This window comes from Paenibacillus sp. FSL H7-0942, assembly GCF_045040715.1.
Taxonomy (GTDB): Bacteria; Bacillota; Bacilli; order Paenibacillales; family Paenibacillaceae; genus Paenibacillus; species Paenibacillus amylolyticus.
Window position 1 is genome coordinate 4,063,670 of record NZ_CP150279.1, and the last position, 19,507, is coordinate 4,083,176.

Annotated in this window: 13 protein-coding genes and 1 pseudogene; 1 reads left to right on the forward strand and 13 read right to left on the reverse strand. The window is 45.5% G+C overall.

Annotation, left to right across the window (positions count from 1 at the left end):
• Nucleotides 1-28: 28 nt before the first annotated feature.
• Complete coding sequence (locus MHI48_RS18065) at nt 29-151, reverse strand: hypothetical protein (RefSeq protein WP_268745234.1); 123 nt, start codon at nt 149-151, stop codon at nt 29-31.
• 837 nt (nt 152-988) lie between these two features.
• On the opposite strand from MHI48_RS18065, the pseudogene MHI48_RS18070 reads away from it, so the two are divergent.
• Nucleotides 989-2,137 (forward strand): annotated as a pseudogene (locus MHI48_RS18070) (tyrosine-type recombinase/integrase); the annotation flags it as partial.
• Between the two features lie 87 nt (nt 2,138-2,224).
• Here the strand turns inward: MHI48_RS18070 and glnA are convergent.
• From glnA to mutS, 12 genes are all read right to left on the reverse strand, one after another.
• The gene (glnA, locus tag MHI48_RS18075; protein ID WP_036613569.1) at nt 2,225-3,553 is read right to left on the reverse strand and encodes a type I glutamate--ammonia ligase; all 1,329 of its coding nucleotides are present in this window, start codon (nt 3,551-3,553) and stop codon (nt 2,225-2,227) included.
• 129 nt (nt 3,554-3,682) lie between these two features.
• Nucleotides 3,683-4,096 carry a MerR family transcriptional regulator gene (locus MHI48_RS18080; protein WP_017687924.1) on the reverse strand — a complete coding sequence of 138 codons (414 nt, stop codon included), beginning with the start codon at nt 4,094-4,096 and terminating at the stop codon, nt 3,683-3,685.
• Nucleotides 4,097-4,178: 82 nt separating this feature from the next.
• The gene (locus MHI48_RS18085) at nt 4,179-5,432 is read right to left on the reverse strand and encodes a methionine gamma-lyase family protein (RefSeq protein ID WP_036613567.1); all 1,254 of its coding nucleotides are present in this window, start codon (nt 5,430-5,432) and stop codon (nt 4,179-4,181) included.
• A gap of 83 nt (nt 5,433-5,515) precedes the next feature.
• Nucleotides 5,516-6,802: a GTPase HflX gene (gene hflX / locus MHI48_RS18090; RefSeq protein WP_047843420.1), complete on the reverse strand. Its 1,287-nt coding sequence runs from the start codon at nt 6,800-6,802 to the stop codon at nt 5,516-5,518.
• A gap of 124 nt (nt 6,803-6,926) precedes the next feature.
• Entirely contained in the window at nt 6,927-7,898 is a 972-nt protein-coding gene (locus tag MHI48_RS18095; protein WP_047843421.1) for an AAA family ATPase, read from the reverse strand.
• Between the two features lie 110 nt (nt 7,899-8,008).
• Entirely contained in the window at nt 8,009-8,572 is a 564-nt protein-coding gene (locus tag MHI48_RS18100) for a DUF402 domain-containing protein (protein ID WP_036672757.1), read from the reverse strand.
• Between the two features lie 302 nt (nt 8,573-8,874).
• Complete coding sequence (locus tag MHI48_RS18105) at nt 8,875-11,559, reverse strand: PBP1A family penicillin-binding protein (protein ID WP_405141329.1); 2,685 nt, start codon at nt 11,557-11,559, stop codon at nt 8,875-8,877.
• A 170-nt stretch (nt 11,560-11,729) separates the two neighbouring features.
• Nucleotides 11,730-11,972 (reverse strand): RNA chaperone Hfq, encoded by a 243-nt coding sequence (gene hfq / locus MHI48_RS18110; protein WP_017687918.1) that lies wholly within the window; start codon nt 11,970-11,972, stop codon nt 11,730-11,732.
• A 373-nt stretch (nt 11,973-12,345) separates the two neighbouring features.
• The gene (miaA, locus tag MHI48_RS18115) at nt 12,346-13,302 is read right to left on the reverse strand and encodes a tRNA (adenosine(37)-N6)-dimethylallyltransferase MiaA (protein ID WP_076250160.1); all 957 of its coding nucleotides are present in this window, start codon (nt 13,300-13,302) and stop codon (nt 12,346-12,348) included.
• A complete protein-coding gene (locus tag MHI48_RS18120) occupies nt 13,283-14,068 on the reverse strand; it encodes a class I SAM-dependent methyltransferase (protein WP_036672760.1) in 786 nt (261 codons plus the stop codon). Before MHI48_RS18120 ends, miaA begins: the two co-directional genes overlap by 20 nt.
• Before the next feature lie 17 nt (nt 14,069-14,085).
• Complete coding sequence (gene mutL / locus MHI48_RS18125; protein ID WP_405141332.1) at nt 14,086-16,314, reverse strand: DNA mismatch repair endonuclease MutL; 2,229 nt, start codon at nt 16,312-16,314, stop codon at nt 14,086-14,088.
• 21 nt (nt 16,315-16,335) lie between these two features.
• Complete coding sequence (gene mutS / locus MHI48_RS18130) at nt 16,336-19,137, reverse strand: DNA mismatch repair protein MutS (RefSeq protein WP_405141334.1); 2,802 nt, start codon at nt 19,135-19,137, stop codon at nt 16,336-16,338.
• Nucleotides 19,138-19,507 lie beyond the last annotated feature (370 nt).

The window sequence follows — 19,507 nt, forward strand, 5'->3', positions numbered from 1 at the left end:
GATTAAAATTTTTCTACTGCCTGAATTTTCACTCCAATTTTTTACGCAAACCTTTTGATTTAGGGACGTAAACCAATCCACCGTTAATATACTTTTGTATTTCATTTAGTAATTCTTCTGGAAAGATGATGTCGGCATTTACATATCTCATGATAGCCGCTCCTTAAAATAGTTGAATTTTAAGGTAGTAAAGTCTACACTATAACAATTATCACTATCCGGATTTAAGCGGTTACTTATATTATTAGCTCTATACAAACAACCGCCGTTGTTCATAAAATAGACTTTGTATAGAACATATCTCGAACATTGTCATAGTGTCTCCCCTTCATAGATAACATTCAAACTAAAATATGTCTTCATTGGAAATAGAATGCTATCTCAATAGTAACATATTACTCCAAGTGGGCGAAGTGTCAACACTATACAATTAAGTCGTTTGAGCTAAACTGTCACATCTCATCTATTCCTTACGGACCATCAATATTAGACACTCCACATGTATCGAGTACGTGAATACTTTAAGCTCCTTCCTGCAAACTCAGCGTTGCCGATGCGATATCCAGTTCAATTCTCTGCTTTATCACTAGCGATGATATGGTTCGCCGCAGTTAATCTTAAACTAAACTGCCCGCTAGCTTAATGAATTAGAGCAGTGACAAGTAGTTAAATACTTATCTAATCGGTAATCAGATCATTTCCTTTTCGGCAATCGGTACAAGTTCTGGTCTCGAACTTTAAAGCTAAAGTATGGTCAAATCCTGTGAAATAGGGTAGAATTGTTTTAGTTACTTTTCCGCAAGAAACCTCTGCACTAATCCAAACATAGTTATTGGAGCCAAATATGACTCCTGCACAAACGAGCCTTAGTTACCGAAGGCTCGTTTTTTGATGATTTTTTTAAAATATCTTTTCCGACTTTAATTCGAAGCTCTTTCTCCTTTTTCATCTTTAACCCAGAACATTTCACTACTCTGCTCAAAATTGATTAACTTACGCCTGGAGGTATCGGTTAAAGTACACCGATCCGTTCACTCAACAACAAAAAGAGAAATCCGAGGCTGGTTTTCGAACTAAACCAGAGGCTGAACTAGCTGCTGCTGAATTTTTAAGGCAGCTAAAGCAAGGGTTCGAACAGAGCGACATTCCTTTGGTCGATTACATTCGAAATTGGATAAATAACTACAAAAAAGAAGTTGTACGAAAGAATACGATCAAACTACATGAAAACAACCTTAATACCCATATCAAACCTTATTTTAAGCGTCTGATGCTCAAAGATTTAAAACCAGATATGTATCAGGTCTTTTTAGACTCTCTATTTAAAAAGGGACTCAGCAAACGTACGGTTGAGATCATCAACTCCACTGTATACTCAGCCATGGAACATGCACTGATTCAAGGAAAAATATTACGCAATCCATGTAAAGGCTCAATTATTAAAGGAGCGCACAAAAAGAAGACGATCCAATTCATTGATTCAGAAGACATCCCCAAATTTCTTCATACGGCTCGAGGGTATGGGTACATTTATTGGATTTTCTTCAAAGTGCTTATTGAAACGGGGTTACGAAAAGGCGAAGCTGCCGCTCTAAAGTGGTCGGATTTCAATTTCAAAGAAAAGATGATCCGTGTTGATGTAACACTCGATTTTCAAGCTGAAGACGAGGACGAACTTTTCGGAGATACAAAAACCGGAAATTCTACCCGCACCATTAGTGTAAGTAACGGAATCATAAATGATTTGAGGTATCATGCTTCATGGCAGAATCAAAATAAGATCAATTTAGGGGATTCCATGTACAGACACGATTTAAATCTCGTCTTGTGCAGGAATGATGGTAGTCCGATGCCTAAATCTAGTCTTTTTAATGCTTCAAAGAGGATTTTGAGAAAAGCGGGTTTAAGTGAGGATTTAACGATCCACTCCTTGAGACATACCTATGCTGTGATCATGCTTGAAGCTGGGGCCGACATAAAATTTGTACAAGAGCAGCTTGGGCATGGCAGTGTGCAAATTACATCCGATGTGTATGCTCATATTTCTAAAAAGCTAGTGAAGCGTAACATTGATAAATATGAAGAGTACACTTCCCGTATTTTTGGATCAGAAAATCAAAAACCGGGGGACGTTTAGGGGACGCAACCTCAATAGAAGTGCAATTCCCTCCAAACGTCCCCCGGTTCATTCCTTCAAAACCCCGTAGTTACAAGGTTTTTTCGATTAGTACAACGTAATATATTGATCGCGTTCCCATTGGTGGACTTGTGTTCTATACATATCCCACTCAATTTCTTTCAGCTCATAGAAGTGAGCCAAGGCGTGGTCGCCGAGAGCATCACAGATGACTTCGCTACGGATCAATTCATTCAATGCTTCTTTCAGGTCAGCTGGCAAGCTTGGAATGCCTTCTTCCACACGCTCTTCTTCTGACATGATGTAGATGTTACGGTCAATTGGAGTTGGTAAGGAAAGCTCACGTTTGATTCCGTCCAGACCTGCTTTTAACAGAACAGACAAAGCCAGGTAAGGGTTAGCAGCCGGATCCGGGTTACGAACCTCAACACGTGTACTCAGACCACGGGAAGCTGGAATTCGAATCATTGGGCTACGGTTACTAGCAGACCATGCTACATAACAAGGTGCTTCATAACCTGGTACAAGACGTTTGTATGAGTTCACAGTTGGGTTAGTAATTGCTGCAAACGCACGTGCGTGCTTCAGAGTTCCAGCCATGAAGTGACGAGCAGTTTTGCTCAGACCCAACTCGTCCGACTCATCAACAAATGCGTTCTCATTGCCTTTGAACAAGGATTGGTTACAGTGCATACCGGATCCGTTCATACCAAACAGTGGTTTCGGCATGAATGTAGCATGTAAACCATGCTGACGTGCAATCGTTTTAACAACGAGTTTGAACGTTTGGATCTGGTCAGCAGCTTTCAGAGCATCAGCATATTTGAAGTCGATCTCATGCTGACCTGGAGCTACCTCATGGTGGGAAGCTTCGATCTCAAAGCCCATTTCTTCAAGTGTGATAACGATGTCACGACGACAGTTTTCACCAAGATCCGTAGGCGCAAGGTCGAAATAACCACCTTGGTCATTCAGTTCGTTAGTCGGGTTTCCTTTTTCGTCTGTTTTGAACAAGAAGAACTCGGGTTCAGGACCAACGTTAAAGGAAGTGAATCCCATATCTTGGGCTTCCTTCAGGTTTCGTTTCAAGATGCCACGTGGATCTCCTGGGAACGGATTACCATCCGGAAGATATACGTCGCAAATCAGACGTGCAACACGGTTCTCTGCAACCCATGGGAAAATAAGCCAAGAATCTAGATCTGGATAGAGGTACATGTCGGACTCTTCAATACGTACATAACCTTCAATGGAAGATCCATCGAACATCATTTTGTTATCCAGAGCCTTAGTCAACTGACTCACAGGAATCTCAACGTTTTTGATAGCTCCAAGCAAATCAGTAAATTGCAATCGAATGAATCGTACGTTTTCTTCTTTCGAAATGCGGAGAATGTCTTCTTTTGTATAACTCACTATAACCTCTCCCTTTCTTATCTGCGTATTTGGCTTGCCTGTTATATTTGTACATTAGAAAGTTCCACGGGTCAAGGAGTCTCACACCAAAAGTGTATGTTTTCCCCTCACTCGCCAAGTTATGCGAATTTAGTTTTTATTAAAGAATCGGGAAAGCTCTCCCTGAATGAGAGATACTTGTCCTGGTCTCTTACCTGATACAAGCTGCTGCTTCAGCAAGCGGTGCAACTGCGTATCGGACAGCTCTCTGCGTTTAACTTCAGTATCTGGCGTGATAACTGTAGCTTCCTCGGATTCTTTTGAAACAGGATTCATCACTTGTTTGATGCCCGCGATGTTAACTCCTTTTTCAATCAAAGCCTTGATCTCTAGCAATCTCTCTACGTCATTAAAAGAGAATAACCGTTGATTACCTGACGTTCTCGCAGGAACGATCAAGCTGTGCTGCTCATAGTAACGAATCTGACGTGCAGACAGATCCGTAAGTTTCATTACAATACCAATTGGGAATAAGGCCATATTTCTGCGGATTTCATCACCCATGTTCATCAACCTTCCAGTCATCTATTCTTCACCCTATTGTACATTTAGTTATTACCAAGTGTCAATGACATGTTAGATAAACTCACAATAATTTACGATCTTTCATAGTCTGTAACGCCATCAAAACGCCATATTTGACATGAGAGTACGTTAATCCGCCTTGCATATACCCGATATACGGCTCCCGAATAGGCGCGTCGGCTGATAATTCCAGACTTCCACCCTGAATGAACGTACCTGCCGCCATAATGACAGGGTGCTCATAACCAGGCATATCCCACGGTTCAGGAACCACATGGCTATCCACAGCTGCTGCACGCTGAATCCCCTGCACGAAGGCGATCAGATGCTCGGCAGAGCTAAACTTAACAGCCTGGATCAGATCTGTGCGAGCTTCATTCCAGGCGGGTTTGGTTACAAATCCGGATTCAGCAAACATCGCAGCAGCAAACGTACTTCCTTTGATAGCTTGTCCTACAATTGTCGGTGCCATGTAAAGTCCTTGGTAGATGCCACGTGTTGTCCCCAGCATTGCTCCCACCTCTCCCCCAATTCCAGGGGCTGTCAGACGATAAGCTGCCAACTGTACGTATTGTTCCTTCCCACATATGTATCCACCGGTTTCCGCAATGCCTCCACCAGGATTCTTGATCAGTGATCCGGCCATCAGATCAACTCCGACTTCTGTCGGTTCACGTTCCTCCGTGAATTCACCGTAACAATTGTCTACGAATACGATGACATCTTCCTTAAGCTCTTTAACACGCGTAACCATGTCAGCAATCTCAGCAACACAGAAGGATGAGCGCCAGTCATAACCACGTGAACGTTGAATCCCAATGACTTTTGTAGCCGGTGTAATGCTTTTTTCAACTGCTGCCCAGTCCACTCCACCTTCATCAGTTAAGGCCGTCTCACGGTAACCGATGCCAAAATCGCGTAATGAACCTGTACCATCACCGGGTTCGCCAATAACTTTATGCAATGTGTCGTAAGGCTTACCCGTGATGTACAATAATTCGTCACCTGGACGCAAAACTCCAAAGAGAGCTGTACTAATCGTATGAGTACCTGAAGCAAAATGAGGACGCACCAACGCGGCTTCCGCGCCGAATACATCAGCATATACTTCATCAAGTACTTCACGCCCACGATCGTTATAGGCATAACCTGTTGAACCTGCAAAATGAAAATCACTTACTTTTCGCTGTTGGAAAGCATGAATCACCTTCCATTGATTGTGATCTGTGATCCGATCAATCTGTTGCAGTTGTCCTTCAATCTGACGCTCCACTTGACGTTGAAGTTCAGATATTTCTGAATCAAAGCTTACCATCTTACTTCATTCCCCTTCATAGCACGAATCTGACGTCGAATATCCATTATCGTGTAACTTATCACATCAATATGTCATGAATATTACAATTCAATGAATTCTTCAAGCATATAACCAAATTTCTCATATTCACCTTTTTGCAATTCAACTTCATAAATCACATCACTCTCTTCAAAGCTGGTATCCACTACATCACCAATTTTATAGAGTACCGACGTAAGATCACCACGTTCTGCCGGAATACGGAAGCGCTTCGTATCACCTGTCAGCTCTGTCTGAATGAATTCACGGATTTTAAGCAGATCCTCCGAGTCTAATGCGCTTACTTTAATATGGTCTTTATCCAATGGAAGCATCTCAAGCTGCTCTGGTGTGCACGCATCTTTTTTGTTATACAGGACTAACTGCGGCTTGTCCCCTGAACCAAGTTCTTGCAGAATCGTATTAACCGTCCGCATCTGATCTTCACGCATAGCTGATGAGGCGTCCACAACATGCAGGATCAGGTCTGCCTCATTCACTTCCTCCAACGTTGCCCGGAATGCTGCAATCAGATCATGCGGTAGATTTTGAATAAATCCAACCGTGTCGGTAAGTACGATTTCTTTTCCACTTGGAAGTTCCATCGTACGTGAAGTGGGATCCAATGTAGCGAATAGCTGATCTTGAATATACACATCTGCAGCCGTCAACTGCTTGAGCAAGGTTGATTTGCCAGCATTGGTATAACCAACAAGGGCTACCTGGACAATACCTGTTTTTTTACGGCGTTCACGATGCAATTTGCGATGACGAGTCAATTCATCCAGATGACGCTTCAGATCATCGATACGACCACGAATGTGACGGCGGTCTGTCTCCAGTTTGCTTTCCCCCGGGCCTCTTGTTCCGATTCCGCCCCCGAGTCTGGACAGGTTCTTTCCATGACCCGACAACCGTGGCAGCAAATAGCTATGTTGAGCCAATTCCACTTGAATAATACCTTCTCTAGTGTTTGCCCGTTGTGCAAAGATGTCCAAAATCAATTGGGTACGGTCAATAATTTTGAGATCGAGGGTTTCTTCCAGATTACGAACCTGTGCACCTGACAATTCCTGATCAAATATAGCTGTAGTTGCTCCCAGTTCCTCTGCAATCGCACGGAGCTCTTCCACCTTACCTTTACCAATGAACCATTTGGTATCACGTTTTTCCCTGTTCTGAGAAAGTACACTTAGCACTTCCACTCCAGCTGTCTCGGCAAGTTTCACCAGTTCTTCTAAAGAGTACTCAGGGTTGATACCTGTACGTTTTACATCATCCGTAACAAGACTCACCAAGACGGCGCGATCTTTTTTGACCATATCTGTATCATGCGTGCCATTTGTCATATATATGTTCACTCCCTCTAATTACTAAATTAATCCGTTGATATACATTGCCACGAATATGCCATGGCATGCCTTAAGCCGAACCGGTTGGCCCGGCCGGCTGGTGTAAAAACTATATTATCGCTTACTTTCGCTCAAAGTTCAAATCCTCTGTACGGATTGTCATCAGCTCCAGTTTTCCTGGACTGCCTTCCGAGTATTGTTCCAACAAACGAACTGCCTGATGCCTGATCGAACGCTCAATGGCATTACGAACGTATCTGGCGTTACTGAACGCATGCAGCGAATCATTTTTTTCCTGAAGCAAATGTTGTTTTAGCTTGAGTATGGTCTGTGGCATTAGAATATAGTCACGCTCTTTGGCCATAATCTCAGAGATTTGAATCAACTGATCAATGCTATAGTCTGGAAACTCCACTTGAATGGGAAAGCGGGAAGGTAATCCGGGATTGGTCTGAAGAAAAAAATCAATCTCATCTGAATAACCAGCCAATATGAGAATAAACTGATTTTTGTTATCTTCCATTGATTTTACAAGCGTATCGATTGCTTCCTTGCCAAAATCCTTCTCTCCCCCGCGGGCCAAACTGTAAGCTTCATCAATGAACAATATTCCACCGAGTGCCTTCTTGACCAGATCTCTTGTTTTCTGCGCCGTGTGACCGATATATTCTCCAACCAGATCCGCACGCTCTACTTCAATAAGATGACCTTTACTCAACACACCCATCTTCTGAAAGAGTTTGGCAACGATCCTCGCCACGGTGGTCTTACCGGTTCCGGGATTGCCTTTGAAGATCATATGATACACGTGCGCACCACTAAGTAAGCCTGCTTCGGTACGCATCTGAGCAATCTGTAGGAAAGCATAGATCTCAAACACCAAGTCTTTGATATTTTCAAGTCCAACCAGTTGCTCCAATTCACCCTGTATCTCCTGGAAGTGCGCATGTTTGGTTATACTCTTGGCTGCCTGTAATGCCGCTGCTTCATCTTTGACCAACATCTGAGGTTCCTGGTTACGCAACACAATATTAATTTGTCTGGATGGTCTGCCTCCTGGTTGCTCTCCTGCAGCCATGACCCGTCCGTTCATTCGCCATCACCTCTATTTTATCGGGCTGAACTCTCCTGATTATTAATGTATTCTATCAGGTGCTCCAATATTAGAAGGATCATGAAGAATTCTACGGATAATTAGATGTCTCAAATCTGAATGTTTTTTCGAAACTCTCCGTTCTCAAATAAACTCGGCCTATGCTTCAGTGATAACTGAAAGTATGGGAATACATGTGCATCAATGGCATGCAGCAATTCCTTAGCCGTCTTGTTAGCCAAGTCATAATCACCCGTTGTAATATGTTTTCGTGACAGTGCATCTTCAAGCTCATCTTCATCCAGCAAAAAAACTTCTCCATCTTTCAGTACAACGACATCCAGATACAGGTCATCAAACCAAGGAACACCCTGATCGGTTATCCCCTGACTACGACATGTATCAATGTACCACTCTACAATCCGTTCCTGATCGTCAAACATCGCCGTAACTACAAAGTGCTCTCCCTTCGGATAGTATTGCAGCCAGGAATAACCTTTATCTGCGATACAGAAGGTACTGCCTCCATAAGTTTTCCACAGAGGTTCTTTCAAATCCTGTATAGTGTACAACGTAATATAACCTGTGAAAATTTTGGATTGAACGAACCGGCATGTGAATTGTCGGTTCGTAATCCGGCGCCAGTTCGCGCGATCCCCGAATTTCCGTTTCATACGAACCCCTCTTTGCCGACTACAGGTCCGTGACCTGCTCTGATGTTATTGGTGAACAATGTAATAACGTCCGCCTGATGGATTCCAGCGCTCTGGGCCCGCCCTTGCACAACGTATTACGAATAGTTACAGCTTACCATATTTAAGGTTTACACTCAAAATCAAGCTTTGTCCCACCTATTCATCAAATCGGTTTCCATTAGAGTTGGTTTTGTATAACACAAAAAAAACTGCTTCACCGGTTTCCCAGGAAGCAGTTTTTTCAATGTAGCTATAATGTAGCTATTTAGTGATTCATTGGCTTAGCCGCCGGTGCCAGCTTGGGAATCTGCAGGTGCATCTGTCCCTCCAGTATCCCCACTTGTTCCGCTGTCCGGAGTTACAACTTCGCCCGGCGTTGTTACGCCCCCGTCATCGGAACCTTCACCATTTCCGCCAGGATCTGTTGTGCCCTGACCAGGTGGGGTCGTATTTCCTTCCCCAGGTTGACCGTTTCCGCCGTTATTACCACCGTTGCCATTGTTTCCGTTATTACCATTACCATTACCATTACCATTACCATTATTGCCATTTTCATTTCCATTACCATTACCGTTACCGTTATTACCGTTCGAGTTGCCATTATCCGGTGTACCATTGTCCGGATTCTCCGTACCTGGCTGCTCAGGATCTATCTCTGTTCCAGGGTCTATACCAGGATCAGGTTCCTCCGGCGGTACTTCCTGCGCTTCAATCATCAAGGAGATGGTGTTGGAAGGATCCGTCTCAAGTCCTGATGCCAAGTCGTAAGCTGTCACATAGTACTCATAGGTTAGACCAGGCAACGCACTTAAATCTTGTGCATTGGTCGCTCCTATTGCATCAATGAGATGAGTGAACTGGGCTTCAGATGTTTCTTTCCGATAAATTCGATATTGCGTACTCGCGTCACCCGTTCCAGTCCAACTCAGGGAGACGGTTTGTGCATTTGGATCGTATGATCCACTCAGCCCACTAACGGACAGAGCCGGCTTTTCTGGTTCTTCTACTGGCGGAGGTGCCTGCCCTCCAGCTGGTGCTTTGAATTGCTTCACTGGAACGCCTTTTAAAGCATCTCCCATGACTTTGGCAAAGAAAGCTGCCGACAACTTACTGCTGTTCTTAAGCATATGATTGGCATCCGGATTGTCATAGCCCATCCAGACAGCGGCAGTCCATTCCGGGGTGTATCCAACAAACCATACATCACGGTTGGCACTATTGCCAGAGATACCACTTTGAACTGTTCCTGTTTTACCCGCTACCGGACGATCCAGACGTGCTGAACGTCCCGTACCGTCATTAACGACGTTCTGCAGCATCTGTGTAAGCTGATACGCATTTTGCTCACTCATGACACGCGTTGTGTCCGAGTTATCATGTTTATAAGTGGTTTTGCCTGCGCTATCCTTGATTTCTTTAATCGCATAGGCTTGTCGGTATTCTCCGAGGTTGGCAAATGCACTATAGGCTTGCGCCATTTCCAGTGTATTTGTACCTTTACTTAGACCACCGAGGGCAATCGCCAAGTTTTTGTCTTCATCTGTCAGCTGTATGCCTACACTCTTGGCAAAATTAATGCCTGTGTTAACACCTATTTTATCAAGCAGCCAAACCGCAGGAATATTTTCCGACTTCGTAATGGCTTCCGTCATACTGATCGTTGAAGAATATCCATGCAAGTTACCAGGACAGTAGTTACCAAAACATTGCTTCGCATTACTCAGCGACGAGTTGGCACTGTAATTTCCTGATTCAAGCGCCGGTGCATAAGACACAATCGGTTTAAAAGCTGAACCTGGTTGTCTTCGACTCTGCGTTACACGGCTATAACCTTTAGTCTGATAATCCCGTCCACCCAGGAGGGCAACGAGACTGCCATTCTCGTGGTTCATGATAACCATGGAGCCTTGGACCTGTTGATCGTCTTTACTTGCTTCGAACAGACTATCATCTGTGAAGGCCGTTTCCATGGCTGTTTGAGCCTGAGCATCCATAGTTGTATAGATTTTGTATCCACCGATATTTAGATCATCTTCCGTTTTGCCTGTTACACGTTCAGCTTCACGGAGCACATAATCTATAAAACCTTGGTACTTCCTGTCTTTCTCTGGTCGCTTGTAGTTATAATCTACCTCTTTAGCTTTATCCATCTCTTCCTTCGTAATGTAGCCTTGATCATGCATTAGCTGGAGAACAACGCCACGACGTGCCTTGGAATCGTTCGGATTGCTCACCGGATTGTAGGCAGAAGGCCCCTTGGGCATCGCTGCGAGTGTGGCAATTTCCCACAATTCAAGTTTATTCAGATCTTTTTCTCCAAAGTAAAATTCAGATGCCGCTTTAATCCCGTAACGCTGATGACCGAAGAAAATCCGGTTCAGATACATCGTCAGGATTTCGTCTTTTGTGTACTTGCGCTCTAATGCCATGGCAATCGATACTTCCGTTGCTTTACGGAAGAACGTTTTGTCACGGGACAAGAACATGTTCTTGGCAAGCTGTTGGGTTAGTGTACTACCACCTTCCACCATGGAACGAGCCATGACATCCTTAACCGCTGCACGCCCAATGGACCAGATATCCACGCCTTGGTGATCGTAGAATCGTTTATCCTCGGTCGCAACAAAGGCTTGCTTCACCAGCTCAGGAATATCATCTTCTTTGACGGGTTCCAGCTTCTGAATGGATAGTTCCCCCATTAATTGGCCATTGCGATCATATACTTTTGAAGTTTCATTAATTGTGGTTTTGTCCTTATTGGCTTTGAGCAGATTTTCACCACTCACCATAATAAATAAATATCCGCCAAGTGCACAGAATATGGCGATTGCCATTGTGAAAAACAGTGTCCATCCAACACGTTTACCCGTAATTTTTTTCTTTTTAGAGGTCTTTGGCTTCGCTTTTTTGGGTGACTTATTATTGTTGTTGCGATTGTTAGACCTCGACAACGGATCGTTTGGCATGTTACCTCCTGACTCCCTTTCGGTTGCATAATTTCTAATCGTCTGTAGGCTCAGGCATATATTAAACATTTTTCGCCCGGAATGAAAAGAACAACCCTTTATTCAGGTTGCTCTGTTTCAATACCTATACTTGTAGACGAAATGGTTGGTGAAAAGGTTTCGTAATTTTTTTAAGCTTCGCCGCTGTTATCTTGCTGCATCAGCGATACGCTGCGTTGCGGCGTGAACGTGGAGATGGCATGCTTGTAGACCATTTGCTGGCGTCCGTCGCTGTCAATGACGATCGTAAAATTGTCAAATGCCTTGATCGTCCCGCGGATTTGGAAGCCGTTGGTCAGATAGACCGTAGCAGGAATATTTTCTTTCCGCAGTTGGTTCAAGAACGTATCTTGGATGTTGATGGACTTGTTCATTAGCCGTACCCCCATTGGTTCATTTGAATTCGTGTTCAAGTAATATTCAATATCGCTGAGTAGCTTTCGTGCTATTATATCATGAACAGTTTCATATAATCCACAAAAACCCCTTGTCTGCTATTTTACCCCCATTCTTAGCGAGGTGAACAAATAGAAGACTTATCCATTATACACCGCTTGTCTGTTTTGCAAAAGAGGGACAAATTCTTCATTTTAAAGCACATTTATTCGTTGTTTGGCGAATGTTTAATCTCTACCATCTGTTCTAGTGATAAGTAAAAACCTCTATCCTTTTGATGACCAGAAGGTAGAGGTTTACATATCTTGACCTAATCGATGCCTGTCAGAAGAATACTAATATTCGCTTAAATCAATCAAATTTTTGTGTAATCAATTCACTTATCTGCTTGTATTTCCCTTCAAAATCCCGGGTATCCGTCATGTCCACCCATTCAATATCCTTCATATGGCGGAACCAGGAAAGCTGCCGTTTGGCAAACCGACGTGTATCCCTCTTCAACCACTCAACCGCAGCTTCCCAACTCACTTCCCCTTGCAGGAACGCTGCAATCTCCTTATACCCCAGCCCTTGCATGGAAATGTGACCTCTGGCTACTCCGCGTTCCAACAGGGACTTCACTTCATCCACCAGACCTTGTTCGATCATCAGATCAATCCGCTCTTCTACCCGGGCGTACAACTTCTGCCGATCCATTGTCAAACCAACAATAAGAAGGTCATAAGGCGACTCTTTCTTCTGTACTGCCAGCTGATCAGACCACTTCTCGCCTGTGAGATGATGGATCTCAAGCGCACGTACAATCCGCCGTTGGTCATTCGGATGCAGACGATCCGCACTAACGGGATCAACTTCCCTCAATCGATCATGAAGGGCTTGAGCTCCATTTAACTCCGCATAGCTGAATTGTTGCTCCCTGAACGCTTCGTCCGAACCACTATCGGAAAATTGAAAGCCGTAACATACCGATTCCACATACAGACCGGTGCCCCCTACAATAAAAGGCATTTTACCGCGTTCGTGGATTTCACTAATCAATCGTGTGCAACTCTCCTGAAACTCGGCCACAGAATACGGATACTCCGGTTCATGGATATCAATGAGATGATGGGGTACACCCTTCATTTCTTCAGAGGTAATCTTGGCAGTTCCGATATCCATTTCACGATATACCTGCATCGAATCTCCTGAGATAATCTCACAATTGAAAGCTTGGGCAAGCTCGATGCTCATTCTTGTTTTGCCTACTGCTGTTGGTCCAACCAACACAAGCAGTTTAGGTTTTGGTTTAACTTCCACTTTCAACATTAATCACTCCGTACAGGGTTTTTGCATTCGCCCGATCAAGTATTTCAAATCCGAGCCTGTCAAACTCCGCGCTGCCGCGCTTTTCTTTCATGACTACCCGTTTACGGGCAACCCGTTTCGCTTCCATAATGCTCTGTTCATCCAGCGCGTGAGCATTTGCATAATCTCGCAAGGGCTGTATAGCACTTGAATCCATCATCGGTTCACGGAACATGGGGTCAAAATATACGGTATCACAGCTTCGATCCGGCATGGAACGCAACAACTCAAGATGATTCGCATGATGCAGCTCAATACGCCGGAAAGCTTCATTTACCGCTGGCTTGATCGTCTCATATTGAGACATCCCCTCCACTAATAGTGTATATAGCGGAAGAGAGCTCTCACATGCAATCACCCGTCCACTTTTGCCCACTGCAACCGAGAACACCAGTGCATCCGTGCCCAGTCCGGCTGTACAATCGATGATGGTATCCCCTTCATTCACCGCCCCCGCCTCCAGCAGTGGATCAGGTTCTCCTCGCAATATACGTTTGGCACGAACAAATCCCATGCTGGGGTGGAACTCCAGCAACGGTGAATCCTTCCGAAATAGACGCACTTTACCCTGGAGTACAACCAGAACCTCCTCCGCCTCATAGTGTTCAATCATCATGGGCAGAGACATTTTATTACGGCGCACGTAAGTACCCCCTGTTGTTTCAGCAAGGTTTCGGGCCCGCTCCACAAGTAAAGCCGCTTCCTTTTCACCGGTTGTAATATACATAGATTCCTCCTAAATAGCTACATAACACGTTTGAACAATTTTTCCAGATCATATGTTGAAAATGAAATCACAATCGGCCGCCCATGTGGACAAGTGTAGGGCTGACGACATGAACCCAGACGCTGAATTAGCACCTCTGCTTCCTGATCGGTCAGCTTTTGGTTCGCTTTGATGGACGCCTTGCAGGAGCACATGATCGATGCAGCTTCTCGCATCTTGGCGACATCTATGCTGCGTTCACTCAACACCCACTCGGACATTTCTTCGATAATGTCTTTCTCGTCCCCTTTGGGGAACCAGAACGGATGGGAACGCACGCGGAACGTCTGTCCACCGAAATGCTCCAAATATACACCCGCCTGTTCGAACCAGGCCAGCCTTGTTTTCAGTTTTTCCGTCTCCGAAGGTGTGAACTCCAACGTAATAGGCAGCAGTAACTCTTGTGAGGCCTGGGCAGGGTTACCAAACTTCTCGTAATAGTACTCATAATTTACGCGTTCATGAGCGGCATGCTGATCAATCAAATATAAACCTTGGTCATTTTGCGCGATCAAATACGTACCATGATGCTGTCCGATCAGACTCAGCTCCGGAAATTCAGGCATGGATGCATCCGATTTAATGGCAACGGCAAGTCTGGTCGCATCAGGTAGACCTGAAGTTTTCCACGTCCGTTCACTTCTCGGAACTGAAGACGGATTATACGATGAACGTGCTTCCCTAACCGGTGAATATACGGAATCGGAGCGATACGTAGCTGGTTTGCCTTCAGCCAGCGGTTTCTCTGTTGCTCCACGATCCCCACCATTTTGAGAAGAGAGGTCAGATTTGGGAACAGTTTCGGTAGAACTTGTATTTGAACTTGTACTTACATCCTTAGTGCCGTCTTGCACGTTAGCGGATGTCTGCCCCCCGTCATAACTGGCAATCTTCTGCAAAATATCCCCGTTCCAACTTTCTAACTGCTCCGGGGGCTGTGTAAACTCAGGTGGAGCTTCGGGCAACGGCACTGAGTGACCCTGTTCAGATACCAACTGTGCTGTAGACACATCCGCCGGAGCATCCAAATCCAGATCATCATCTTCCGCAGTTAACTTCAGCTGTGCAACAGTAGGTTTCCCGAGTGGACCTTGTTGCCCATATCCTTCTGCATCAGATGCATCTTTCAGCGGACCGCGTGGAAAGAGGAATTGTTCCTGAATAAAGGAACTATCGTCTCCACGTCGAATCTGCTGTTTTTTGACCTGTGGAATCAGTACCTCCTGCCGGAGTATCCCCCGCAACGTCGTCTCTATGAATTCATACAGTTCTGGTTCCTTGCTAAAGCGAACCTCCAACTTCGCCGGATGCACGTTCACATCCACAAGAGAGGGGTGCATCTCCAACTGCACCACGACAAGTGGGAAGCGATTGATCGGCAGCAAGGTATGGTAGGCTTTGAGAATCGCCTGATTGAGACCGTAATTGCGAACAAATCTCCCATTAACAATCGTTGACATACCATTACGATTCGCTCGTGTCCATTCTGGCAGGCTGATCAGCCCGCTCACCCGGTAATCCAGACTTTCTCCCTGGATGGGAAGCATCGCTTTGGCAGCACTTGTCCCATAGATCGCTGCAACCACTTGTAGCAGATCGCCGTTGCCCAACGTCTGAAGCAGCACATTCTCATTATGGCGCAGTCGGAACGAAATGTTTGGATGAGACATCGCCATCCGGTAAAGGACATCTGATATATGTCCCAGTTCCGTCTGGATCGTTTTCATATATTTGAGTCTGGCAGGTGTATTGTAAAATAGTTCTCTCACTGCAAAATCTGTACCTTGGGGTGAGGTTGCGTCTTCATGAGTGCGAAGGTTCCCGCCTTCAATTACGATGCGGCGCCCCCGCCCATCATTGTCACTTGCCGACAATACCTCTACCTTGGACACGGCGGCAATACTCGCCAAGGCTTCGCCACGGAATCCAAGACTTGTGATCTGAAACAGATCTCGGCCATGGGCTATTTTGCTGGTCGCATGACGATAAAAGGCGGTTTCCATGTCCTCTGGCTCAATACCTGTACCATTGTCTTTGACACGAATACTGAGGAGTCCGCCCTCTTCCACCGTCACTTCAATTTTGGTGGCGCCTGCATCCACCGAGTTTTCGAGCAACTCTTTGACAACTGAAGCAGGCCGTTCGACCACTTCACCCGCCGCGATCTGGTTGGCAATATGTTCATCAAGCACATGTATTTTCGCCACAGGTTTTCCCCTCCCTTATACTCAGGATAATTGCTGTGCCTTCAATTTGAGATCATTCAATATCTGCATCGCCTGAAGAGGCGTCATATTCATGACATCGATATCTTTCATCGTACGGATGAATTCTCGCGCTGGTTTATCCACCGCAACTACATCCGGTTTTGTTGCCACATTCGGCTCATCATCTCCAAAGATGGACAGTTGAACCACATCCGAATGGTTTGCGCTGGACTGTCCTTTGCTGTTTGATTTCTTGGCATGTTGCTTCCCAACCGAATCTTCAATAGAAGGTGTGTACTCTGCACTCTCCACAATCTCATGCTCACGGATCAATGGTGCTGAATCCGTGTGCTGAAATTCTACACCTTTTACGTTCAGGCCTGCTTCCTGCTTCTCATTCCCGATATATTCACTGCCCACAGCTACTTGCGCGGCCGCATGTTCGAACCCATGCAATAGTCCATTCGCCCGCTCAATAATGCTATCAGGCAGACCTGCAAGGCGTGCACAATAGATACCATAACTGCTGCTGGCTGCCCCGGCAATCAATTTGCGCAGGAAATTAACTTTGTCACCGCTCTCTTGTACCGCCATCGAGTAGTTGGCCAGCTTGTCCAGACTCTCCTCCAGATGAGCAAGTTCATGGAAATGAGTTGATACAAGAGCTTTACAGCCAATAATATCATGTACATATTCAATAACAGACTGTGCAATTGCCATACCTTCGCTGGTTGACGTTCCCCGTCCCAATTCATCGATAATAATCAGACTGCGTGGTGTAGCTTTGTCCGTCATGACCTGAATGTCGGCCATCTCCACCATGAATGTGCTTTGTCCGCCAATGAGATCATCCGCGGCACCGATCCGTGTGAAAATGCGATCCATGATCGGCACTTCCGCCTGACCCGCAGGTACAAAACAACCTACTTGCGCCAAAATGGAGATTAAAGCGACCTGTCGCATATACGTACTCTTACCAGCCATATTTGGTCCAGTAATCAGCAGAATACGTGCCTCTTCCTTGGTCATTGCCGTGTGATTGGCAATAAATGCGCCGTCTCGCATGACCGCCTCAACGACCGGATGGCGTCCTTCTTCCACAACCAGGTCATAACCGTCGGTCAGCGTAGGCCGTACAAAGTTACGCTCAGCGCTAATCACCGCAAAAGATTGATATACATCAATCTCTGCAACCTGTTCGGCCAGCTTCTGCAATCTTGCAATCTCTTTGTTCAGCCGCTCGCGCAACTCTGCGAACAGCCCATACTCAATATCAACCATTTTGTCCTGAGCTTCGAGAATCAGCGTCTCTTTTTCCTTCAACTCCGGCGTAATGTAACGTTCTGCATTGGCAAGTGTCTGTTTACGTTCATAACGTCCCTCTGGCAGCGAGGACAGATTGGACTTGGTGATCTCGATATAATAACCAAACACTTTGTTATATCCAATCTTCAGCGATCGAATGCCTGTCGCCTCACGCTCTCGCGCTTCCAGCTCCGCAATCCACTGTTTCCCGTTAACTGAAGCCTCACGCAATTCATCCAGACGTTCATGGTACCCTTCACGAATCAGACCTCCGTCCCTTACCGATACCGGCGGCTCGTCCACAATGGCATGCCCGACGGCTTCACGCAGATCATTGCAATCATCCATCGTTTCGGCAATATGCTGCAATGTTGCGGAAGATGATCCTGCGCAATGTTGACGAAGTCCTGGAATTTTCTCCAGCGATGATTTGAGCGCATTCAGGTCACGACCATTGGCATTACCAAACGCAATCCGGCCTACCAAACGCTCCAGATCATAGATGTCTTTGAGTTCTGCCCGCAGGTCTTCACGCAATATAAACTGGTTGTACAGCGTATCTACCGCTTCCAGACGCTCATTAATCTTCCCTTTTTGCAACAATGGCTTGTCGACCCAGCGACGGAGCATTCTTGCACCCATGGACGTCTCGGTCCGATCAAGCAACCAGAGTAATGAACCTTTTTTGGAGCGTTCACGCACGGTTTCCACCAATTCCAAGTTCCGGCGGGTAAACGGGTCCAAGATCATGTAATGATCTGGCTCATACGTTGAGATTTGAGTTAACTGCCCCAGAGAACGTTTCTGTGTCTCACTCAGATAGGAGAAAAGACGTGCAATGCACGCTTGACGTTCAGGCTCTAATCTTGCCCAGACAGCCTCGCCAAACTGCTGACGGACCAGATCTTCCTTATTCTTTGTCCACGACGTGTAGACCACAGGACGACCGATTGGAGACGCCTCGGCTTCTACCGTTTCAAGCAGCGCTGCATCCCCCACCAGCTCCGATGGTTCGTAGATGCCGATTTCATCCTTGAGCCATTCCTTGGAATAGGGTACGGATGTCACATACAACTCACCCGTTGACAGATCACAGGCCGCGAGCGCCAGCGTATTTTGATTACCTGTAAGACACACCATGTAGTTGTTGGACTTGTCACCGAGTGTCTTGCCTTCCATTACCGTTCCCGGTGTAACCACACGTACAATTTCACGTCGTACCATGCCTTTGGTTACACTTGCATCTTCCATCTGTTCACATATCGCAACTTTATATCCTTTTTCAATCAGACGCTGTATGTAATTGTCAGCCGAATGATAAGGTACACCACACATCGGAATTTTATCATCCGTGCCTCCGTTGCGTGCGGTCAGCGTGATCTCAAGTTCACGGGAAGCATTAATCGCATCCTCGAAGAACAGTTCATAGAAGTCACCCAGTCTAAAAAATAGAAAAGCATCTTGTGCTTCTGCCTTCACTTGCAAATATTGTTGAATCATTGGCGTATACTGAGCCATGATGAATATCCTCCATCCCGTTCCTATAATGTCAGGAAGAAACGCATCCTGGAAGGACAATAAGACGGTCAGGCACTGTGTTTGCGCCTCCGCCTTATGTGTTGGCTAATCGCCACTTCCTTCAAGGGTTGCTGCTCCATATCTTCCGTAGCTATAACTTATAAAGGTTGTTCAAAAAGTCCGCTTTTGATTACGAAGGATGCCTAGTGGCATCATCAGCTTCGAATATGGCATTCAGCCGAAATGTCCGTTGCTCACGTAGTTTTCCTACGCTCCGCTACTCCATTTCTAGCTTCATCCCATCTTCTCGGTACTGAAAACCGTTCTTTTTGAACACGTACTTAAAAAGACTTGTTTCTTATTATATCAA